At 75.3% G+C, this 18,297-nt stretch carries 14 protein-coding genes; 12 read left to right on the top strand and 2 right to left on the bottom strand.

The window, feature by feature from the left end:
* The 7 genes from ACFWH7_RS04850 to ACFWH7_RS04820 are packed head-to-tail and all read left to right on the top strand — an operon-like array spanning position 1 to position 7,427.
* Complete coding sequence (locus tag ACFWH7_RS04850; RefSeq protein ID WP_237839861.1) at positions 1-831, top strand: ABC transporter permease; 831 nt, start codon at positions 1-3, stop codon at positions 829-831.
* The gene (locus ACFWH7_RS04845; RefSeq protein ID WP_378215318.1) at positions 831-1,673 is read left to right on the top strand and encodes a hypothetical protein; all 843 of its coding nucleotides are present in this window, start codon (positions 831-833) and stop codon (positions 1,671-1,673) included. The genes ACFWH7_RS04850 and ACFWH7_RS04845 overlap by 1 nt, the downstream gene beginning before the upstream one ends.
* Entirely contained in the window at positions 1,670-2,656 is a 987-nt protein-coding gene (locus ACFWH7_RS04840) for a glycosyltransferase family 2 protein (protein ID WP_378215317.1), read from the top strand. Before ACFWH7_RS04845 ends, ACFWH7_RS04840 begins: the two co-directional genes overlap by 4 nt.
* Positions 2,653-3,822, top strand: a complete 1,170-nt coding sequence (locus ACFWH7_RS04835) for a glycosyltransferase family 4 protein (RefSeq protein WP_378215315.1) — start codon at positions 2,653-2,655, stop codon at positions 3,820-3,822. The genes ACFWH7_RS04840 and ACFWH7_RS04835 overlap by 4 nt, the downstream gene beginning before the upstream one ends.
* Positions 3,819-5,006, top strand: a complete 1,188-nt coding sequence (locus tag ACFWH7_RS04830) for a GNAT family N-acetyltransferase (RefSeq protein ID WP_378215314.1) — start codon at positions 3,819-3,821, stop codon at positions 5,004-5,006. The genes ACFWH7_RS04835 and ACFWH7_RS04830 overlap by 4 nt, the downstream gene beginning before the upstream one ends.
* Positions 4,990-6,189 (top strand): GNAT family N-acetyltransferase, encoded by a 1,200-nt coding sequence (locus tag ACFWH7_RS04825; protein ID WP_378215313.1) that lies wholly within the window; start codon positions 4,990-4,992, stop codon positions 6,187-6,189. The genes ACFWH7_RS04830 and ACFWH7_RS04825 overlap by 17 nt, the downstream gene beginning before the upstream one ends.
* The gene (locus tag ACFWH7_RS04820; protein WP_378215312.1) at positions 6,186-7,427 is read left to right on the top strand and encodes a GNAT family N-acetyltransferase; all 1,242 of its coding nucleotides are present in this window, start codon (positions 6,186-6,188) and stop codon (positions 7,425-7,427) included. Before ACFWH7_RS04825 ends, ACFWH7_RS04820 begins: the two co-directional genes overlap by 4 nt.
* Here ACFWH7_RS04820 and ACFWH7_RS04815 read toward each other — a convergent pair.
* Entirely contained in the window at positions 7,370-11,908 is a 4,539-nt protein-coding gene (locus ACFWH7_RS04815; protein ID WP_378215311.1) for a LamG-like jellyroll fold domain-containing protein, read from the bottom strand. The genes ACFWH7_RS04820 and ACFWH7_RS04815 overlap by 58 nt on opposite strands.
* A 248-nt stretch (positions 11,909-12,156) precedes the next feature.
* Between ACFWH7_RS04815 and ACFWH7_RS04810 the strand changes: the two genes are divergently transcribed.
* The 5 genes from ACFWH7_RS04810 to ACFWH7_RS04790 are packed head-to-tail and all read left to right on the top strand — an operon-like array spanning position 12,157 to position 17,285.
* A complete protein-coding gene (locus tag ACFWH7_RS04810) occupies positions 12,157-13,533 on the top strand; it encodes a hypothetical protein (RefSeq protein WP_378215310.1) in 1,377 nt (458 codons plus the stop codon).
* The gene (locus ACFWH7_RS04805) at positions 13,530-14,315 is read left to right on the top strand and encodes a BUD32 family EKC/KEOPS complex subunit (protein WP_378215309.1); all 786 of its coding nucleotides are present in this window, start codon (positions 13,530-13,532) and stop codon (positions 14,313-14,315) included. The genes ACFWH7_RS04810 and ACFWH7_RS04805 overlap by 4 nt, the downstream gene beginning before the upstream one ends.
* 35 nt (positions 14,316-14,350) lie before the next feature.
* On the top strand, positions 14,351-15,142 hold the full coding sequence (locus tag ACFWH7_RS04800; RefSeq protein ID WP_378215308.1) for a polysaccharide deacetylase family protein: 792 nt from the start codon (positions 14,351-14,353) through the stop codon (positions 15,140-15,142).
* Positions 15,139-16,191 (top strand): glycosyltransferase family 2 protein, encoded by a 1,053-nt coding sequence (locus ACFWH7_RS04795; RefSeq protein WP_378215307.1) that lies wholly within the window; start codon positions 15,139-15,141, stop codon positions 16,189-16,191. Before ACFWH7_RS04800 ends, ACFWH7_RS04795 begins: the two co-directional genes overlap by 4 nt.
* The gene (locus tag ACFWH7_RS04790; RefSeq protein WP_378215306.1) at positions 16,188-17,285 is read left to right on the top strand and encodes a hypothetical protein; all 1,098 of its coding nucleotides are present in this window, start codon (positions 16,188-16,190) and stop codon (positions 17,283-17,285) included. The genes ACFWH7_RS04795 and ACFWH7_RS04790 overlap by 4 nt, the downstream gene beginning before the upstream one ends.
* On the opposite strand, the gene ACFWH7_RS04785 is transcribed toward ACFWH7_RS04790, so the two are convergent.
* On the bottom strand, positions 17,265-18,215 hold the full coding sequence (locus tag ACFWH7_RS04785) for a glycosyltransferase family 2 protein (RefSeq protein ID WP_378215305.1): 951 nt from the start codon (positions 18,213-18,215) through the stop codon (positions 17,265-17,267). The two genes, ACFWH7_RS04790 and ACFWH7_RS04785, sit on opposite strands and share 21 nt — an antisense overlap.
* Between the last annotated feature and the right edge of the window lie 82 nt (positions 18,216-18,297).

Raw genomic sequence — 18,297 nt, 5'->3', positions numbered from 1 at the left:
GTGGAGCAGACCGTGCAGCGCACCGTCATCACGCCGCCCGGCCGCCTCAACCTGCCGGCGTGGCGCGAGCTGTGGAACGCCCGCGAGGTCGCGGTCCGCCTCGCGCTGCGCGACGTCATCGTGCGCTACCGGCAGACGATCTTCGGCATCACGTGGGTCATCGCGCAGCCGCTCGTGAGCGCGGGCATCTTCACGGTCGTGTTCGGCGAGATCGCCGGGCTGTCGACCGGGAACGTCCCGACGTTCCTCTTCACGCTCGCCGGCATGCTCGCGTGGAACCTGTTCAACGGGTCCCTCGGCCGGGCCTCGAGCTCGATGGTCGGCAACCAGTCGCTCGTCCAGAAGGTGTTCTTCCCGCGCCTCCTCGTGCCGATCTCGAGCCTCGCCTCCGTGGTGCTCGACTTCCTCGTCGCGCTCGTGCTCGCCGTCGTCCTGCTGTTCGTGTTCGGGATCAACCCGGGCTGGGCCGTCCTCCTGCTCCCGGTGTGGGTGCTCCTCATCCTCATGATCGGCACAGGCATCGGCCTCGCCGCGGCCGCCTACATGGTCAAGTACCGCGACGTCGGCTACGTGCTGCCGTGGCTCGTGCAGATCTTGCTCTACGCGAGCCCGGTCGCCTACGCCCTCTCGTCCGTCCCCGAGAACCTCCGGTGGTTGTTCGACATCAACCCCGTCACGTGGTTCCTCGAGACGTTCCGCTGGTCGCTCGTGGGCACCGACTTCCCCCCGACGTGGCAGGTCGTGGCCCTCGTCGTCGCCGCGCCCCTGATCTTCCTGGCCGGCACGCTCGTCTTCCAGAAGAACGAGCGCGAGTTCGCGGACTTCATCTGATGCGTCGTACCGCGTACGCGCTGGTCGCCGACCCGAGCTTCCTCGCCTCGAGCCTGCGCTCGTACTACGCGCACGTGGACCGCGTCGTCCTGTCGTACGACGAGACCGCGACGTCCTGGACGGGGACCCCCCTGCCGATCGACGAGTGCCTCGCCGTGATCGACGCGCTCGACGTGGACGGCAAGTGCGTCCGGGCCCCCGGCGCCTATGCCCGCCCGGGCGAGCCGCCCCTCGACAGCGAGACGCTGCAGCGCCAGGCGGCGCTCGACCAGGCGTCCGAGGGTGCCGAGTGGGTGCTCCAGCTCGACACGGACGAGGTCGTGCTCGACCCGGCGACGTTCGTCGGTGCCGTGCGGCGCGCCGACGCGGCAGGTGCGTCGGGTCTCGACTTCCCGTCGCGCTGGCTCTACACGCGCATCGCTCCGGGCCGCTACCTCGAGGCGAGCACGCGGTTCGGCCGACCCGCCGCGTCCTACCCCGGTCCCCTCGCGGTCCGGGCGGGGACCCGGCTCGCGCACGCCCGGCAGGCCGACGTCCCGCTGTACCGCGTGGACCTCGGGCCGTGGAGCACGGACCCCGCACGACGTCGCGACACCATCGTGCACGAGGTGGTCGACCCGGGCTCGGCCGTGCTGCACTTCTCGTGGGTGCGGCGACCCGAGACCATGCGCCAGAAGTTCGGCTGGTCCGGGCACACCGCCCACTACTCGCGGCCCGGTGTCTACGAGACGTGGGTCGCGCGCACGCGGCACCCGCGGCGCACGGCGCTCACGTCCCCGCTGCGCCGTCGCGACTGGTACCGCCTCGTGTCCGTCCCCGAGCCGCCGGGAGGCGAGCCGTGACCCTCACCGTGAGCGTCGTCGTCGTCACGTACGGGCGCCCCGACAGCGTGCGCGAGTGCCTCGAGCACCTGCGGCGGCTCGACACGCCCCCGCTCGAGGTCGTCGTCGTCGACTCGACGCCGGCGGACACCACGAGACGCCTCGTGCGCGAGAAGTTCCCCGAGGTCCGCCTCCTGCACAGCACCCTCGGGCGCGGTACGACGCCCGAGTCGCGGCAGGCGGGGTACGCCGTGACACGCGGTGACGTCGTCGCGTTCGTCGACGACGACGCGTACGTCGCGCCCGACTGGCTCGACGAGCTCGTCGCCCCGTACGGCGACCCGGACGTCGTGGCCGTGGGCGGGCGCGCCGACAACGGCATCCCGGGCGAGGAGTCCGAGGGCCTCGACCGCATCGGACGACTCCTCCCGGACGGTCGCCTCACCGGCTACTTCGCGGCCGACCCGGGCCGCGTCGTCGAGGTCGACCACCTGCTCGGCGCGAACATGTCGTTCCGGCGCAGCGCCCTGGAGGCGATCGGCGGGATCCGGGGCAACTACCCGGGCACGTGCCTGTGCGAGGAGTCCGACATCTCGCTGCGCCTGCGGGCGACCGGCGGGCGGCTGCTCTACACGCCGACCGCCGTCGTGCGGCACATGGCCGCGCCGTACGGGATCGGCGGCAAGCGGTTCGACCGCCGCTACCTCTACTACGCGCGGCGCAACCACGTCGTCATGCTCGTGCGGAACTTCGGCTGGCGCGACCCGATGGTGCGCCGGTACGCCCGCACGACGTGGCGTGCCCAGTCGAGCTACCTGTGGGCCGTGCGCAGCCGTCTCGGCCCGACGATGGCCGACGGCACGCCGCGCTCGCTCCTGCGCCGCGTCACCGCCCCGGTCGTGCTCTCGCGCGCGGCCGCCGAGCTCTGGGGGCTCGTGGCCGGCGTGCCCGCGGCGTTCGTCGCGACCCGTCGCGACCGCGCGGACGGGGTCGCGACGCCATGAGCGGGGGGACGGTGCGGTCGCGGCGCCTCGTCCACGTCATCACCCCGGGCGACCACTTCTCCCCCCGGACGGGGAGCGCCGTCCCGACGGTCGTCGACGGGCTCTCGCGCGCCGCCGCGCCCGGGTCACCCGTGCCGCGCGTCGTCGTCGCCGCCGGGACGTACCCCGAGCGCTACCCGAGCGCCAGCGCGCTCGAGTACCCGCAGGTGCACGCCCGCCGCACGGACCGCTACGTCGACGCGGCGCTCTCCCGCGCAGGGCTCCCCCGGCGGGGCGCGCGCCGGGTGCTCACCGCGACGACGCGCACCCAGGGGGCGTGGGACCCGTCCTGGGTGCTCGCGCACAACGCGCCCGCCCTCGTGCCGCTCGTGGACGCACGGCGGCACGTGCCGCTCCTGTACTGCCACAACCAGGTCCTGCGGACGTACACCCCGCGCGAGGCGGCACGCGCACTCGGCCCGGCGGCCGCCGTCGTGTGCGTCAGCGACCACCTCGCCGAGCAGGTCCGCGCGCGCCTCCCCCGCGCGCTGCGCGACCGTGTGGTCACCGTCCGCAACGGTGTCGACGTCGAGGCGTTCGCGGTTCCGCGCAGCCCCCGGGGCGACAGGCTGCGCGTCGTGTACGTGGGACGCGTCATCGCGGACAAGGGCGTGCACGTCCTCCTCGACGCGGTCGCGCGCGGCGGCCGGCACGACGTCGAGGTCACCGTGGTGGGCCGACCGGGGTTCGCCGCCGACGCGCCGCTCAGCCCCTACGAGCGCGAGCTGCGCTCGATCGCCGCCCGGTCGCGGGCCTCGGTCCGCTTCGCGTCGTTCGTCGACCGGACGCGGCTGCCGGCGCTGCTCGCGGCCGCCGACGTGCTCGTCGTGCCGTCGGTGTGGCCCGAGCCGTTCGGCCTCACCGCGCTCGAGGGCATGGCCGCGGGAGCCGCCGTGGTCGCGTCCGACGTCGGCGGTCTCCCCGAGGCGGTGGGCACGGCCGCGACGCTCGTGCCGCCCGGGGACGTCGCCGCGCTCGCCGACGCCCTCGCCGCCCTCGCGGACGACGGCGCCCTCTCCCGCGCGCAGGACGCCGCCCGGGCGCACGCGCGGCGCAACGACTGGGACGTTGCCCGCGCGCGGCTCGACGCCGTCCTCGAGGACGCCCGGCGCGGGGTGCGAGCATGACCGGCCTGCGTACCCGCACCCTCGCGCTCGCCGCCGTGACCCCGGACGACGTCGACCGGTGGGCCCGTCTCGTCGACCGCGCCCTCGAGCCCAACCCGTTCCTGTCGCCCGCCTACCTCGCGACCGCCGCCCGGCACCTGCCCGAGGCGCGCGACGTCGTGCTCGTCGTGGTCGAGGACCAGGATCGTCTCCTCGCCGTGCTGCCGCTCAGCAGGGACCTCTCGCCGCGCTCCGGGACGACGTTCGCCACCACCGCGGGGCCGTTCCTCGGGAGCGACTCCCCGCTGTGCGCCCCCCTCGTCGACCGCGACCGGCCGGACACCACGCTCGACGCCCTGATCGATCACCTGCGCTCCCGGGCGAACGGCTTCCCGGGGCTCGTGGAGCTCACCCTGGTGCCCGTGGACGGACCGCTGTGGGACGCGCTCGCCCGCGCGTGCGCGCGCAACCACGTGCCGGTCTTCGAGCGGTACCGCATGGAGCGCGCCGTGCTGCGGCGCGATCCCGACTCTCCCGGCCCCCGCGAGGCGCTCAGCACGTCGCGCCGCAAGCACGTCGACCGGATGCGCCGGCGTCTCGAGCGCGAGGTGGGACCGCTCACCGTGACCGACCGGGGCGACGACCCGACGGCGTTCGAGGACTTCGTCCGGCTGGAGGCCGCCGGCTGGAAGGGGACGACCGAGGACGGCGGCGCGCTCGCCGTCTCGCCGGGACGCGAGGACTGGTTCCGCGAGGTCGCCGCGCGTCTGCGGGAGCGGGGTCACCTGCACGTGCTCAGCGTGCAGGCCGGCGACGAGACCGTGTTCATGTCCGTCGCCCTCGGCGCCGGCTCGTCCCTGTACGGGCTCATGGACACCTACGACGAGCGGTTCACCCGCTGCAGCCCGGGAACGGTCGGGCGCGTGCTCGAGCAGGAGCACGTGCTGGAGCGCACGGACGCCCTGCTCTTCGACCCCTGCCTGCACCCGACCAACGTCGTCCCGACCGGGCTGTACCGCTCGCGGCGGACCCTTGCCGGGGTCGTCCTCGGCACGCGCCCCGCCGCGCGCGGGCTGCTCGCGGTGGCCCGGGCACGCCATCGGCTGCGCGACCTGCGGCCGGGGCGTAGCGTCGAGGAGCCCGGCGGCACGGGAGCGCCTCCGGACGCACCGCGGGAGGCGGGGCACGATGGTGTGGACGCATAGGGTCCTGGCGGTCGCGACGGCTGGCGCGCCGGAGCTGCGGGCGTGGTCCGACCTCGGCGAGCGCGCCGCCGACCCCAACCCGTACTTCGAGCCGGCGGTGCTCGTCCCGGCGGCGCGCCACCTCGACCGTCGCGGCGCGCTGCAGCTCCTCGTGGTCGCCGACGGCGACGGTTGGCGTGCGGCTCTCCCGTTCGAGCCTGCGGAGCGCCGTCGGGCGCTGCGCGGGCGGACCAGCACGGGCGGCTCGCTGCTCGGCTTCGTCTCCCCCTACGGGAACCCGCTCGTGCGCGACGAGGACACCGCCCGGGGCGTGGAGCAGCTCGTGCGGGCGCTCCTCGCCCGGCACCAGGAGCTCGGCGGCCTCGTCGACCTGGTCCACGTCGACGGTGCGTCCCGCACCGGGCACGCTCTCCTGGGCGCGCTCGACGGCCTCGGCGTGCCCCACCGCACCTGGGACCAGTTCTCGCGGGGCGCCCTCGAGACTCCGGACGGGCGACCCGTCGACGCGCTCGCGGTGCTGTCGCGGTCCCGTCGTCGCAGCCTCCAGCGGTCCCGACGCGCTCTCGAACGCGAGCTCGGGGACGGGTTCCGGACGGTCTGGGCGACGGACGCCGACGCCGTCGAGCGGTTCCTCGCGCTCCAGGCGGCGGGCTGGAAGGGGACTCCCGCGCGCGGCGGCCAGGCGCTGATGCTCCACCGCAGCACGGCCGCGTGGTTCCGCGCGCTCGCCGAGGGTGCCGGCGACCGGCTGCGCGTCTTCGAGGTGCGGTGCGGGGCCGACCTCCTGTACTCCGGCACCGCCCTCGTGCGCAGGAGCCGGTCCTTCCTGCTCCTGGACGCGTTCGACGAGCGCTGGGCGCGGGCGAGCGTCGGCTCGTGGGGGCAGGTACTCATGGCCTCGGAGCTGTCCGCACAGGGCTTCTCGGTGGACAGCTGCACCGACCCCCGTGACCACCCCGTCAACACCTCGCTGTACCCGCACCGCCGCGGGCTGCGCTCGATGACGTGCGCCGTGGGCTCGCGCGCCGAACGGTTGCTGTTCGGCGGCGTGGACCGCGCCCTCACCGCCCGACGCGCCGTCATCGAGCGGGCGCGCCGCCTCACCTCCCGCGCAGCAGCCGCCCTGCACGCGGTCCTTCTCCCCGTCCTGAGCGAGGTGCCGTGCGTCGTCGTCGTGGTGTGAGCACCGTCCGTTCGCGCGTGCTCCGGGTCCGGGACGTCGACGGGACCGACCTCGCCCGTTGGCACGCCCTCGCCGCGCGCCCGCTCGAGGCGAACGTCTTCTACACGCCCGACTTCCTCGTCCCGACGGTCGAGCACTTCGACCGGCACGGGGAGGTGCGCCTCGTCGTCGTCGAGGACGACGACCGGTGGCTCGCGCTGCTGCCGTTCGAGACCGTGCACGCCGGCCGCCGCTGGCCCCTGCGCCACGGGTCGACCGACGGCCCCGTCCTCAACCTCGTCACGTCGCTCGGCTCCGCGCTCGTGCTCGCCGACGACGGCGCGGCGAACCTGCACCACCTCGCGCGCGCGCTGCGCGACCACGCGCGCGCGCTCGGCGGCGCCGTCGACATGGTGTACGTGGCGGCCGACGGCGCGGCCGGTGGGGGCCTGCGGCGGGCGCTCGAGGAGCAAGGACTCACGGTGCACGAGTGGGGCCGCGACGACCGCGCGACCGCGGACCTGGAGAGCGTCCGGCACGCACCCGAGGGCTTCGCCCACGTGCCGTCGTCCCGGCTGAAGTCCGTCCGGCGTCGCACGCGCCGCCTCGGCGAGGAGCTCGGCAGCACGGCCGAGCTCGGGACGCTGCGCCTGGACCGGGTCGACGACGCCGACGAGTTCCTCGATTTCGAGCAGCTCACGTGGAAGGCCGACGCGGCGAGGGACGGCGTCGGGCTCTCCCGGCTGCCGGGGGGCACGTCCTGGTTCCGGGACGTGTCCGCGCGGTTCGCGCGGCAGGGCGGCTCCTCGGTCGTCGCGCTCCGGGTGGCGGGGAACACCCTCTACATGGCGGCGTTCCTCCTGCACGGCGACATGGTCTTCGCCTGGTACGACGAGTACGCCGACCACTGGTCCCGCTACGCCCCGGGCGTCCTGGGCCGGCTGCTCACGGTGCCGCACCTCGCGGCGACGACCCGGGCGAAGAGCCTGGACACGTGCATGCACCCCTCGCTCTACCCGGACCAGAACGAGCTGTACCCGGGTCGGCGCACGATCGTGTCGTACACGGTCGCGCTGCGCCGCGGCCCCGCGGCATGGGTCTTGCGCGCCCTCCCTGTCGCGGGCCGGGTCCGGCGCGGGCTGGGCGGCGCGCGCGCACGGCTCGCCGAGCGCCACGGGTCAGCACACCGGCCGGCGCAGCCTCAGGACGTGGGCGCGGCGAGCGCCCCCACCTCTGCGGCGGAGAGCGCCCGGTCGTAGACCGTCACCTCGTCGACGGCGCCGCGCAGCGCGTAGCCACCACCGGGCTCGTTCCCGACGAGGAGCGGCAGGGCGTTCGCCCCGACGGTCGCCGGCCCCGGAACCGACCCCTGCTCGACCCCGTCGACGAACAGACGCACCCGGCTCCCGTCGAACGTGCCCGCCAGGTGCACCCAGCGCTGGCCGTCGCTGGGGTACGCGCCGGTCGAGTCGACGCGATGGGCGTTGCCCGCGCTCGCCTGGTTCACGCGGAAGAAGGCCTTGCCGGCGGCCGAGAGGCCGAGCTCGTAGCCGTCGACCTCGTACCCCTGCGCCTTCTTCACGACGTACTGCGTGGCCACGCGTTCGGGACGCACCCACGCCGAGACCGTCAGCGCGGCCCCGGGGTCGAGCGCGTCCGCGTCGGGGACGGTCACGAGCCCCGACGCGCCGTCGAGACGGACCGCGCCGCCGTGCACACCGGCCACGCGCGACGCGCCGCCGGTCAGCGTGCCCGGGCGCGCCCAGCCCGACGAGTCCGCGACGGTCGTGCCCGACGCCTCGCCGAAGCTCCAGACACCTCGGACGCCAGGAGCGAGGAGAACCTGCACGCTCACCGTCGCGGGCGCGGACCACACGGTGCCCGACCCCGCGCGCACGGTGAACGTGTCCGTACCGACGGCCCCCGCCGCGGGCACGTAGCGCAACGTCCCCGCCGCGGCGTCGACGACCTCCACGGTCCCGGCGTCCGGCCCGTCGACCACCTCGACGGCCACCGCGTCCCCGCCCTCGGCCGAGATCGCGAGGGTGCCCTCCACGGGAGTGCCGCTCGTCGTGCTCCACGACGCGTCCTCGACGACGGGCGGCGTGGTCGGGGCGACGGGGTCCGGGTCCGTGGGCTCCGGCGTCGGGTCGACCGGCGTGGGCTCCGGCGTCGGGTCGACCGGCGTGGGCTCCGGCGTCGGGTCGACCGGTGTGGGCTCCGGCGTCGGGTCGACCGGCGTGGGCTCCGGCGTCGGGTCGACCGGTCCGGCGGGCTGAGCGTCCCCCCCGGCGGAGAGCGCAGCGACCTGCTGCGCCGTGAGAGCCCGGTCGTAGAGGCGCACGTCGTCGACCGCCCCGCGCAGCGGGTACCCGCCGGCGGGCTGGTCCCCGACGACGAGCGGGAGGGCGTTCGTCCCGACGCTCGCCGGGCCGGGCACCGAGGCCGCCTCGACGCCGTCGACGTACAGGCGCACCCGGGAGCCGTCGAACGTGCCGACGAGGTGCACCCACGTCCCGTCGATCGGCAGCGCCGCGCCCGCGTCTGCCCGGTAGGCGTTCGCGGAGCTCGCCTGGTTGACGCGGAAGAACGGGCGACCGGTGCTCGCGATCGCGAGCTCGTAGCCGTCCACGTCGTACCCCTCCGCCTTCTTGACGACGTACTGGGTCGCCGCGCGCTCGGACCGGACCCAGGCGGAGACGGTGAGCGCGGAGGAGACGTCGAGCGCCGCGGCGTCGGGCACCGTGACCCGGCCCGAGGTGCCGTCGAAGCGCACGGCCTGGCCGATCGCCCCGTCGACCCAGGTCGTCCCGCCCGAGAGCGTGCCGTCGAGGTCGCGGCCGGACGAGTCGCCCGCCAGGGTGCCGCTGCCCTCGTCGAGCGTCCACGCACCGCGCAGACCGGCCTCGGCGAGGACCGACACCGAGACCGTCGCCGGGGCGGACCACGTCCCGCTCCCCACCCGGACCCGGAACATGAACGCGTCGGTGCCGACGAAGCCGGCCGTCGGCGTGTACGTGAACGTGCCGGTCGACGCCCCCGTCAGCGCGACCTGGCCGGACGCAGGGCCGGAGACGAGCTGGAACTGCGGCGTGCCCGAGGGGAGCTGGGCCTCGAGGACGCCGCTCACGGGCGTGCCTGCCACCGTGCTCAGCGCGCCCGGGAGCGCGACGGGCGTCGCGGGCGGCGGTGTCGTGCCGGAGTGCAGGGCCGCGACCTCGGCGGCGGTGAGCGCCTTGCCGTAGAGCCGCACCCCGTCGATCGCGCCCCGCAGGGGGTACGCCCCGCCCGGCTCCCCGCCGAGGACGAGAGGCTGGTCGTTGAGCTCCACCGCGTCCGGCCCGGCGACCGAGCCCTGCTGGACCCCGTTCACGTAGAGCCGCACCCGGTCCCCGTCGAACACCCCGACGAGGTGGACCCACGTCGACCCGTTGCTCGGGTAGGCGCTCGTCGCCTCGGCGCGGTAGGAGTTCCCGCCCGACGCCTGGTTGAGCCGGAAGAACGCCCGTCCGCCGCTCGACAGGCCGATCTCGTACCCGTCGGTCTCGTACCCGACGGCCTTCTTCACGACGTACTGGGTCGCGACCCGCTCGGGTCGCACCCACGCCGACACCGTCATGGCCCCTGTCACGTCGAGCGCTGCCGAGTCGGGGACGCTCACGCGGCCCGAGGTGCCGTCCAGGCGCACGGCCTTGCCCGCGACGCCGGCCACCCAGGTGGCGCCTCCCGAGAGCGCCCCCTGCCCGCCCCACCCGGAGGCGTCGGCGGTGAGGGTCCCGCTTCCCTCGTCGAGGTCCCAGCGGCCGCGCAGCCCCGACTCGTCGGTGACCGCGACGCCGACCCGCGCGACGTTCGACCAGACCTGGGCGGAGCCCACGCGGAACGTGAAGGAGGCCGGACCGACGTAGCCGGCCGCCGGCGTGTAGACGAACGTGCCCGTCCGCGCGTCCGTGACCTGGACGGTGCCGGACGCAGGCGGCGACACGATCTCGAACCGGTCGTCGGCGGTCGTCCCGGTGGCGGCCAGCGTCCCGGCCACAGGCGTGCCGCGGGTCGTCGCGACAGCCCCGTCGGAGGCCTGCGGCGCGCCGGACCGGGTCCACGACAGTCGCGCGGTCCCCGCGCTGCCGGTGGAGGCCGCGAGCACGAGCGTCTCGCCCGGGACCTGGTCCTTCGGGCCCGTGACGTTGTTGTACGAGCCGTCCAGCACGACGCGAGACGTCACGGCGAAGTCGAGGTCGTCCAGCGGCACGACCTTCTCGAGGATGTCGTCGAGCTGCTCGCTCGCCGTGTACACGACGCGCAGCGAACGGGTCGCCTCGTCGATCTCCACGACCGGCCGGGTGCCGCGGCGGTCGACCTCGCGCAGCGGGTCCCACGCGCCGGACGGGCGACGTACGAGCAGCCCGATCGTCGTCGCCGACGGCGAGTCGTACGACGTCTTCACCGCGGCGTACAGCGTCCCGTCGGACGCGAGCGCGACGTTCAGGTGGTCGTCGGCCATGCCGTCCCCGACGTCGAGGGCGGACGCCGCCGCCGGCGACTCGTCCGCGGTCCACGTGGTCGGGCTCGTGCCGTCGACGTGGGTACGGAAGCCGAAGCGCTCGGTCGCCTGGTTCGACCAGAGCACGCCCACGCGTCCGCCACCGAGCCGGGTCACGAGCGCTATGTCGTCCTCCACGATGCCGCTCGCGAGGGTGACCGGCGACGAGAAGGTCGTGTACGGCGCGTCGCTCCACCGGGCGACGACAGTGGTCGCCGTGTCGGCGACGAGCCACATGCGCCCCGTGGTGTCGACGTCGATCGTCGCCGTCTCGCTGCCCGGCAACGACACGGCCGTCGCGCCCGTGCGCTGGGACCACGGTGCGTACGTGTTCGACGCGGCCACGTGCTGGAGGGACACGAGCGACGACGACGGCCCGTGCAGGAGCACGTGGACGACGTCGCCGACGGGTCGGACGTCGGCGCGCACGTCCGTCCGGCTCGACACGAGCGTCACGGCCGTCCAGGTCGCGGCGCCCTCGTCGTAGCGCCACACCCAGGTGCCGACGGGCGTCGTCGCGGTCGAGGCGAGCACCGCCCACCACGTGCCGTGCGCACGCCAGACCTTCGACTGCGGCTTCTCCCCCGTGTTCCCGGCGATCGGGATCTGCGGGGCCGTGAGCGTCGCCGCCGCGGGGGCGTCGGCCCCGGGCTCCGCGGGCGGGGCGTCCGCCGCCTGGGGTCCGGGCTGCCACGACAGGTTGAGGAGACCGCCGTCGGGGTCCTGCGCGCCGACCTCGACGAGGTACTGCTCGCCCTCCTCGGCCTCGAACGTGACGCGCGACGTCGCGACGTCGCCGTCGTCGTCGTTCGCCGCGACGACCGGTCCGTCGGCGGAGCCCGTGCGCACCTCGAGCGTCGTCGCGAGCTCGCTGCCCGCCGTGGTGAAGGTCACCGGTCCGCTCGCGGGCGCCGTCCAGGACCACCAGAGCGAGCGTGCGACCGTCGCCGCCGGACCCGGCCCGCGGTGCTGGGCGGGGAACGTGGCCGCGACGTCCTGGCCGGTCGCGCCGCCGATCGCCCGGGCCTCGTCCGCGACGTCGCCCTCGACCTCGGGCGCGGCGGCGACGGCGACGGGCACGTCCCACGGAGCCGGCCCGGACGCAGCGACCAGTCCGGCGACGAGGGCCGTGGCCGCGACCGCCGCTGCGAGCCGCCGGGGGCGGGGATGCGTGCGCGACGCGACGCTCGGTGCCATGCGATGGTTCCAGGTTCTGCTCGACGGGCTGTCTTCGGGGCGACGGCGCGGTGCCCCCGTGGTGCTCCGTCTAGGAGAATCGAAGCATCCGGACGGCCCTCTGGGGAGCGTCTGGGCACAAGTTCACCCGCCGGAGTGGTTCTTCGAGGTCCGTGGGCCGCCGTATCTTGCTGGGAGCCGGTCCGTCGGCGGACGGTGCGCGGCCCCGGCCGGACATCCCACCGTCTCGAACCGACCTTGGAGGACGCATGGCGCGTGACCAGTCCGTGGCCGTCGGCGTGCCCCCCACGCCTGCCCCGCCGCTCCCCGGGACGGTGGACGTCGCGACGTTCACGCCCTCGGACCTGGAGCTCCGGTGGGTCCCGGACCGGCGCGCGTTCGCGCACCAGTACGACCGCGACCTGCAGATGGTGGCGGTCTGGTCGAAGGCCCGCGTGCACGAGGACGAGATCCTCGACATCCTGCGGCGACGCTTCCGGCTGCTCGCACAGGTCGAGGTGCGCTGGTCGCCCGACCGCGTCGTGACGAACTTCGAGCGCCTGTACGGACAGGGGCTGTGGGGGACGTCGCCCAAGCCCGCCGAGGTGGGTGCCGACCCGTTCCTTCTCGTCGTGGTCGAGGACCCCGAGCCGCGCTACGCCTACCGGCAGAACGTCTCGGGCTACCTCGAGCTCACCAACGTGCACGTGGCGGAGGCCAAGGCTGCGGCCCGGCGGATCGCGGGCGGCTACACGGTGCACTCGAGCAACAACCTGCGCGAGTTCTTCCGTGACACGACCGTCGTCCTCGGTCCCGCACGGCTCGACGAGATCCTCGCGCGCGACCCCGACGTCGAGCACCACCGCGAGACCCTGGACGCCGACCTCGTAGGCGACGCGGGCTGGTCGGGGCTCGACGAGGTCGCGGCAGTGCTCCGGCGCGCGAGCGAGTACGTGGTGCTCCGCAACTTCGAGGGGTTGCCGGGGGCGCTCGTCGACGACCCCGAGATCGACGTGCTCGCGCGCGACCAGGCCGACCTCGCGGCGCTCCTCAACGCGCGGCCGCTCGACCACGACGGCACCGGTGCGCGCTTCGGCACGACGGTCGGGGGCCTGCCCGTCGCGTTCGACGTCCGCTGGGTGGGCGACGGCTACCTCGACGTCCGCTGGCAGGACCACCTGCTGCGGCGCCGGACGTGGACGCCCGACGGCCTCGCGGTCCCGCGCGGCGACGACCACCTGTTCTCCCTGCTCTACCACGCGAAGGTCCAGAAGCCCGCGGTCAAGCCCGCCTACGTCCCGCGGCTCTCGGCGCTCGCGCGCGACCTGGACCTGCCGGCCGGGCTGGCCGGCAGCATCACCGACGACGAGGTCGCGGCGCGCGTCCTCGACGGGTTCCTCTCCGGCCACGGCTACACGGTCCCGCGCACGGTCGACCGGGGCGTGCACCGCAACGACGCGTTCGTCGCCGCGCTGCGCATGACCGACGTCGAGCCGTCGCCGGTCGACGAGGCGCGCGCGGAGCTCGTCGCCGCCGCGCGCCGGTCCCGGGTCGGTGAGCTCGCCGCCCGCTCCGACCTGCTGCGAGCGGCGTACCGTCGCGTGCGCGACACCGCTGCCGCGCTCCTGCGCCGGGTCCGGCGATGAGCGACGACGGCGTGGGCGAGGGGTCGACGTCCACGCGCTCGGGCGCACCCGTCGGGCGGGACGTGCGGCCGGAGCCGGGGGTGCGCCGGTCCCTGACGAGCCGCGTCGTGGGCCGCGCGAAGCTCGTCCGGCTCTTCGGGTCGCCCGTCAGGGCGACCTTCGTCAAGGACACCGACTACGCGGTGACGGTCTACACGACCACGCGCGGGCGCCCCACGGTCGGCAAGTACTTCGCGCGCTCCGAGCTCGGCCGCGCGGGCTTCGCCGCCGAGCGGCTCGCCGACGACCTGTTCGGCGACCGCCCGTGGCACATGCCCGTGGCGCGCTGGCACCGGCGTGGGTTCACCGTGCCGCGCCTGCGCGACGAGGACCGGCTCGACCTCGCCGCCCGGTCGATGAGCCGGGACGAGCGCGTCGACGCGAGCGTCTGGGCGCTGACGGTGCTGCTCGAGATCTACCGTGCCGGGTACCTGCACGGCGACCTGCAGCCGCACAACGTCTGGCTCCTGGACGGGCGCCTCGTCGCGACGGACTTCGAGACGTTCGCGCCCCGCACCCCGGGCGTCCCGTTCCTCGACTCCGGGGACGTCACGGGCAACGACCCCGCGCCGCGCGCACGGCCGCTCGACCCCGCCTTCGACCCGGACGACGACTGGTCGTTCCACCACGTCGTGGGCGTCAGCCTGGGGGAAGCCGTGCACGCGCTGCGCGCACGGTTGCTCGCCGACGGCGGGGACGAGGCGGGCCGGCTCCTCGACGCGCTCGACGGCCGCACGACATGATGCCCACCCCCACCCGCAGCACGAAGGGGCGACCGATGCCCGACCTCGTGGTCCGCCGTCGCGACATCGAGCGCGACGACCCGCCCGCCGGGGCGTTCCGCTCCGTCGCGTACGCGCGCGGCCTGGTGCCGGGACTGCTCACCCGGTCGCTCGGCACGTTCTGCGTCGACACCACGGAGCGCGTGTTCTCGCTCACCTACGACGACGGGCCCGACCCCCGGAGCACCCCGGGGGTGCTGGACGCCCTCGCGCGTCACGGCGCCCGGGCGACGTTCTTCGTGCTCTCGGAGCCCGCGCGCCGCCACCCGGACCTCGTGCGACGGATCGTCGCGGAAGGTCACGAGCTCGCCTTGCACGGCCGGGACCACTCGTCCCTGCTCACGAAGGAGGACGCGGCGGCGGTGGCCGAGATCCGGGACGCCCGCGCGGCCGTGGAGGACGTCGCGGGCGTGGCCCTGAGCCTGTACCGGCCGCCGTACGGCGAGCACACGTGGGCCCAGGCCCGCGGCGTCCGGCGCCTCGGCCTGGAGCTGACCCTGTGGTCGGGGGACGCGTTCGACTGGGTGCACGACGAGGAGGCGGAGGTCGCGCGGCGCGCGGTCGCGTCCGTGTTCCCGGGAGCCATCCTCCTGCTGCACGACACGCGCGCCGACCCCGAGACGCTCGGGCCCGGCGAGCGGCTTCCCGCGTTCGACCGCGCCGACGTCCTCGACCGGATCCTCGCCGCCACCCGGGCGCAGGGCTACACGGAGTCGACCTCGGGCGAGCTCACCGCACGCCACCGGCGTGTGCGCAGCCTCGCCCGCGAGCGGATGGCGCGACGGTGAGCGGCACGGACGGGACCGCCCCCGAGCTCTCCGTCGTCGTCCCGGCCTACGACGCGGTCGAGTGGCTGCCGACCCAGCTCGAGGCCCTGCTGGCCCAGCGGCCGCCCTGGCCGTGGGAGGTGCTCGTGTGCGACAACGGGTCGACGGACGCCACGGCCGACCTCGTGCGGTCCTGGGCGGCGGCCCGCATGCCGGAGCTCCGCCTCGTCGACGCCTCGGCCCGGCGGGGGCCGAGCGCAGCGCGCAACATCGGCGTCGCCGCGGCGCGTGCGCCCCGTATCGCGTTCTGCGACGCGGACGACCAGGTCGGCGACGGGTGGGTCGCCGCGATGCGGCGTGCGCTCGACGAGCACGAGTTCGTCGCGGGCCCGTTCGAGGGCGCCCGGCTGAACGCCGGGTCGCGCTCGGCCGTGAGCTGGACCGCGCAGGCGCACGGGCTCACGGTCAAGCCGTTCCTCCCCCAGTTCGTCACCGCGGGCTCCGGGAACATGGGTGTCCTGAGAGCCGTCTTCGAGGAGTCCGGCGGGTTCGACGAGGGCGCGCGCACGGCGGAGGACGACGACTTCTGCCTGCGCGTACAGCTCCACGGCCACGAGCTCGTCTTCGACCCGGCGATCGTGCTGCACGTGCGGCGGCGGGACGGGCTGTGGGAGGTGTGCCGCCAGGCGTACTCCTACGGCGCGGGCGAGCGCCGGCTCATGCACCGCTACGCGGAGTTCGTCACGGAGGCGGAGGCGGCGCGGGCGGCGGAGCCTGCGCAGACAGGCCCGGGCCCGCAGGACGCCGAGGGGACGGGCCACGACGACGGGCCGAGGCCGGACAGCGCACGACGGGTGGCCGGGCGCGCCGCGGCGATGCTGCGCCGCGTCGGCCGCGTCTCGGGTCGCGTCGTGCGCAAGGCCGCGACCGTGCGGCATCCCGGTGACCTGTCCGACGTCGCGTGGCGGGTCTGCTGGTCGCTCGGGTGGAGGCTCGCACGGGTCGACCCCGCGACACCGCAGGTGAGCCGTTCACGGCCCGCCTCGTTGCAGGGCGATCTGCGGCGATGAGCCACGCCGTCGCGCGCGCCCGCGCCGCCGTCACACGCTGGGACCGGGTCGGGTCCCGACGCCGTGCCGCACGAGCGGGAGCGCTCGGCCACGCCGATCTCCTGGCCCGCGGCGTCTTCGTCTGCACCGACGACGGAGTCTGGCACCGGCTCGGCACGCGCCTGCCGCGGCACTTCCGTCGGTCGCGCCAGCACCTCGACCCGGCGGGTGCGCCCGCGTCCGGACGCCGGGTCCGTGACGCCCTCCTGCGCGCCGCGAGGCGGCTCCCGCCGCCCTGGATGTTCGTGAGCGGCAGCCCCTCGGGCCCGTACACCGTGGTGACCTCGACCTTCGAGGGCGGGCTGCTCCTGCTCGATCCCGGCCGCTCGGTCGCGCGGACCCTCGGCCCCGACGTCGCGCGCGACAGGTACACCGCGCTGCGCCGCCGTTTCTCGGAGCACGTCCGCTGCCCGTCGTACCGGTTCGTGGACGACCTCCTGGTCGAGGAGTTCGTCACGGGGAGGCACCCGCTGGAGCTGACCGACCACGAGCGCGTCGACCTGACGCGCGCGCTCGTCCGGGACTACGCGCGGCTGGTCCGGCACGAGGGCGAGGACGATCCCCGGCGGATCGTGGAGAACGCGGTCGCGCTGCTCGACGGCGTCCTGCTGCCGACCGGGTTCCCCCCGCAGGCGGACCTCGCCGCGTTCGTCGCCCGCACCCCGCGGTGGCGCACCGTGCCGTCCGGCGCGGACCCGCAGGTGAACAACCTCGTCGTCGCCCCCGACGGGACCCCCGTCCCGATCGACCTGGGCGTGATGGTCCTCGCGCCGTTCTTCGTCTTCCCGGTCGGGATGATCGCCTCCGCCCACGGCGCGGTGCTCGCGGCGTACCTCGCGGGAGACCTCGACGCCGACCTGCAGGACCTCTTCACGGGCGCACGGGCCGCACTCGATCCGGTGCCGGGCGACCGGGTCCTGCTGCTCGCGCTCTGGGCGGCGGTCACGTGCTGGTACGAGGCCCGTCGGCTCGATGTCGTCCACGACCGACCGCGCGTCGAGTCCCTGCTCGCGGAGCAGTGGGACGACCTCGGCCTAGCGGGATCCGCGGCCTAGCCTCGCGGCCAGGACCCGGACGGGCGTGGAAGGCGCGAAGCGCACCGCCCACGCGGCGTCGGCGAGCGCGGTCCCGACGGCGCGGCCGGTCAGCGCGGTGCGCGCCGCGCGTCCCGCGCTCCACCACGCGAACCGTTCGTTCGCCCGCAACCGGTCGTCGTAGGCCCTTACGAGGTCCCGCCGCCCGGCGGCGAGCGCGTCCCCGCGGTGGCGCCGCAGGATCACCCGGATGCTCGTGGCGAGGTCGCGGTAGGACCTCGTGGTGTTCGTCGCGTGGTGCCGGTAGTCGACGAGCACGTCGTCGACGAACGCGAAGGGCCCGAGAGCCGCGGCACGGAGCACGAGGTCGAGGTCCTCCCCCTGCCGGTACCTCGGGTCGAAGCCGCCGACCGCGTCGAACGTCGCCCGGCGGATCACGAGGTTCGGGAGCATGACGCCCGGCCCGCGGATCACGTCCCGCCGGTCGTGCGCGGCGCGCTGGTCCGCGGCGACGAGCTCGGCGCCGTCGGCGTCGATCGTCCGCATGCCGCAGTAGCTCACCACGACGTCCGGCCGTGCGGCCATGGCCTCCGCGTGCCGCCGGAGCCGGTCAGGGTGCCAGCGGTCGTCGTCGTCGAGGAACGCGACGAGCTCCCCGGACGTCTGCGCGACCCCGGCGTTGCGGGCGGCGGACACGCCCGAGGCCTCCTGTCGCACCACGCGCGGACGCGGGGCGGCGGTGCCGCGCGCCGTGTCCTCGACGATCCGGAGCAGGACCTCGGGCTCGGGCGAGCCGTCGTCGACGACGACCAGCTCGGCGGCGGGGTACGACTGGGCAAGGACGGAGGCGAGCGCCTCCGCGAGGAACGGCCCGCCGCGGTTGGTCGCCACGACGACGCTCACGCGCGGGAGGACGGCGCCGCCGTCGCCCGCCGGACTGACCTCGCCCACGTCGCTCCCTCCTCCGCACTCCCGTCCAGCACGGCCACGCGTCACCGACCGACGGACGGATGGGGTGAAATCGGCGGATTCC

The sequence above is a fragment of the Cellulosimicrobium cellulans genome (assembly GCF_042723955.1).
In the GTDB taxonomy this organism is placed as follows: Bacteria; Actinomycetota; Actinomycetes; order Actinomycetales; family Cellulomonadaceae; genus Cellulosimicrobium; species Cellulosimicrobium cellulans_H.
This window is presented reverse-complemented; position numbering and strand designations above follow the sequence as displayed.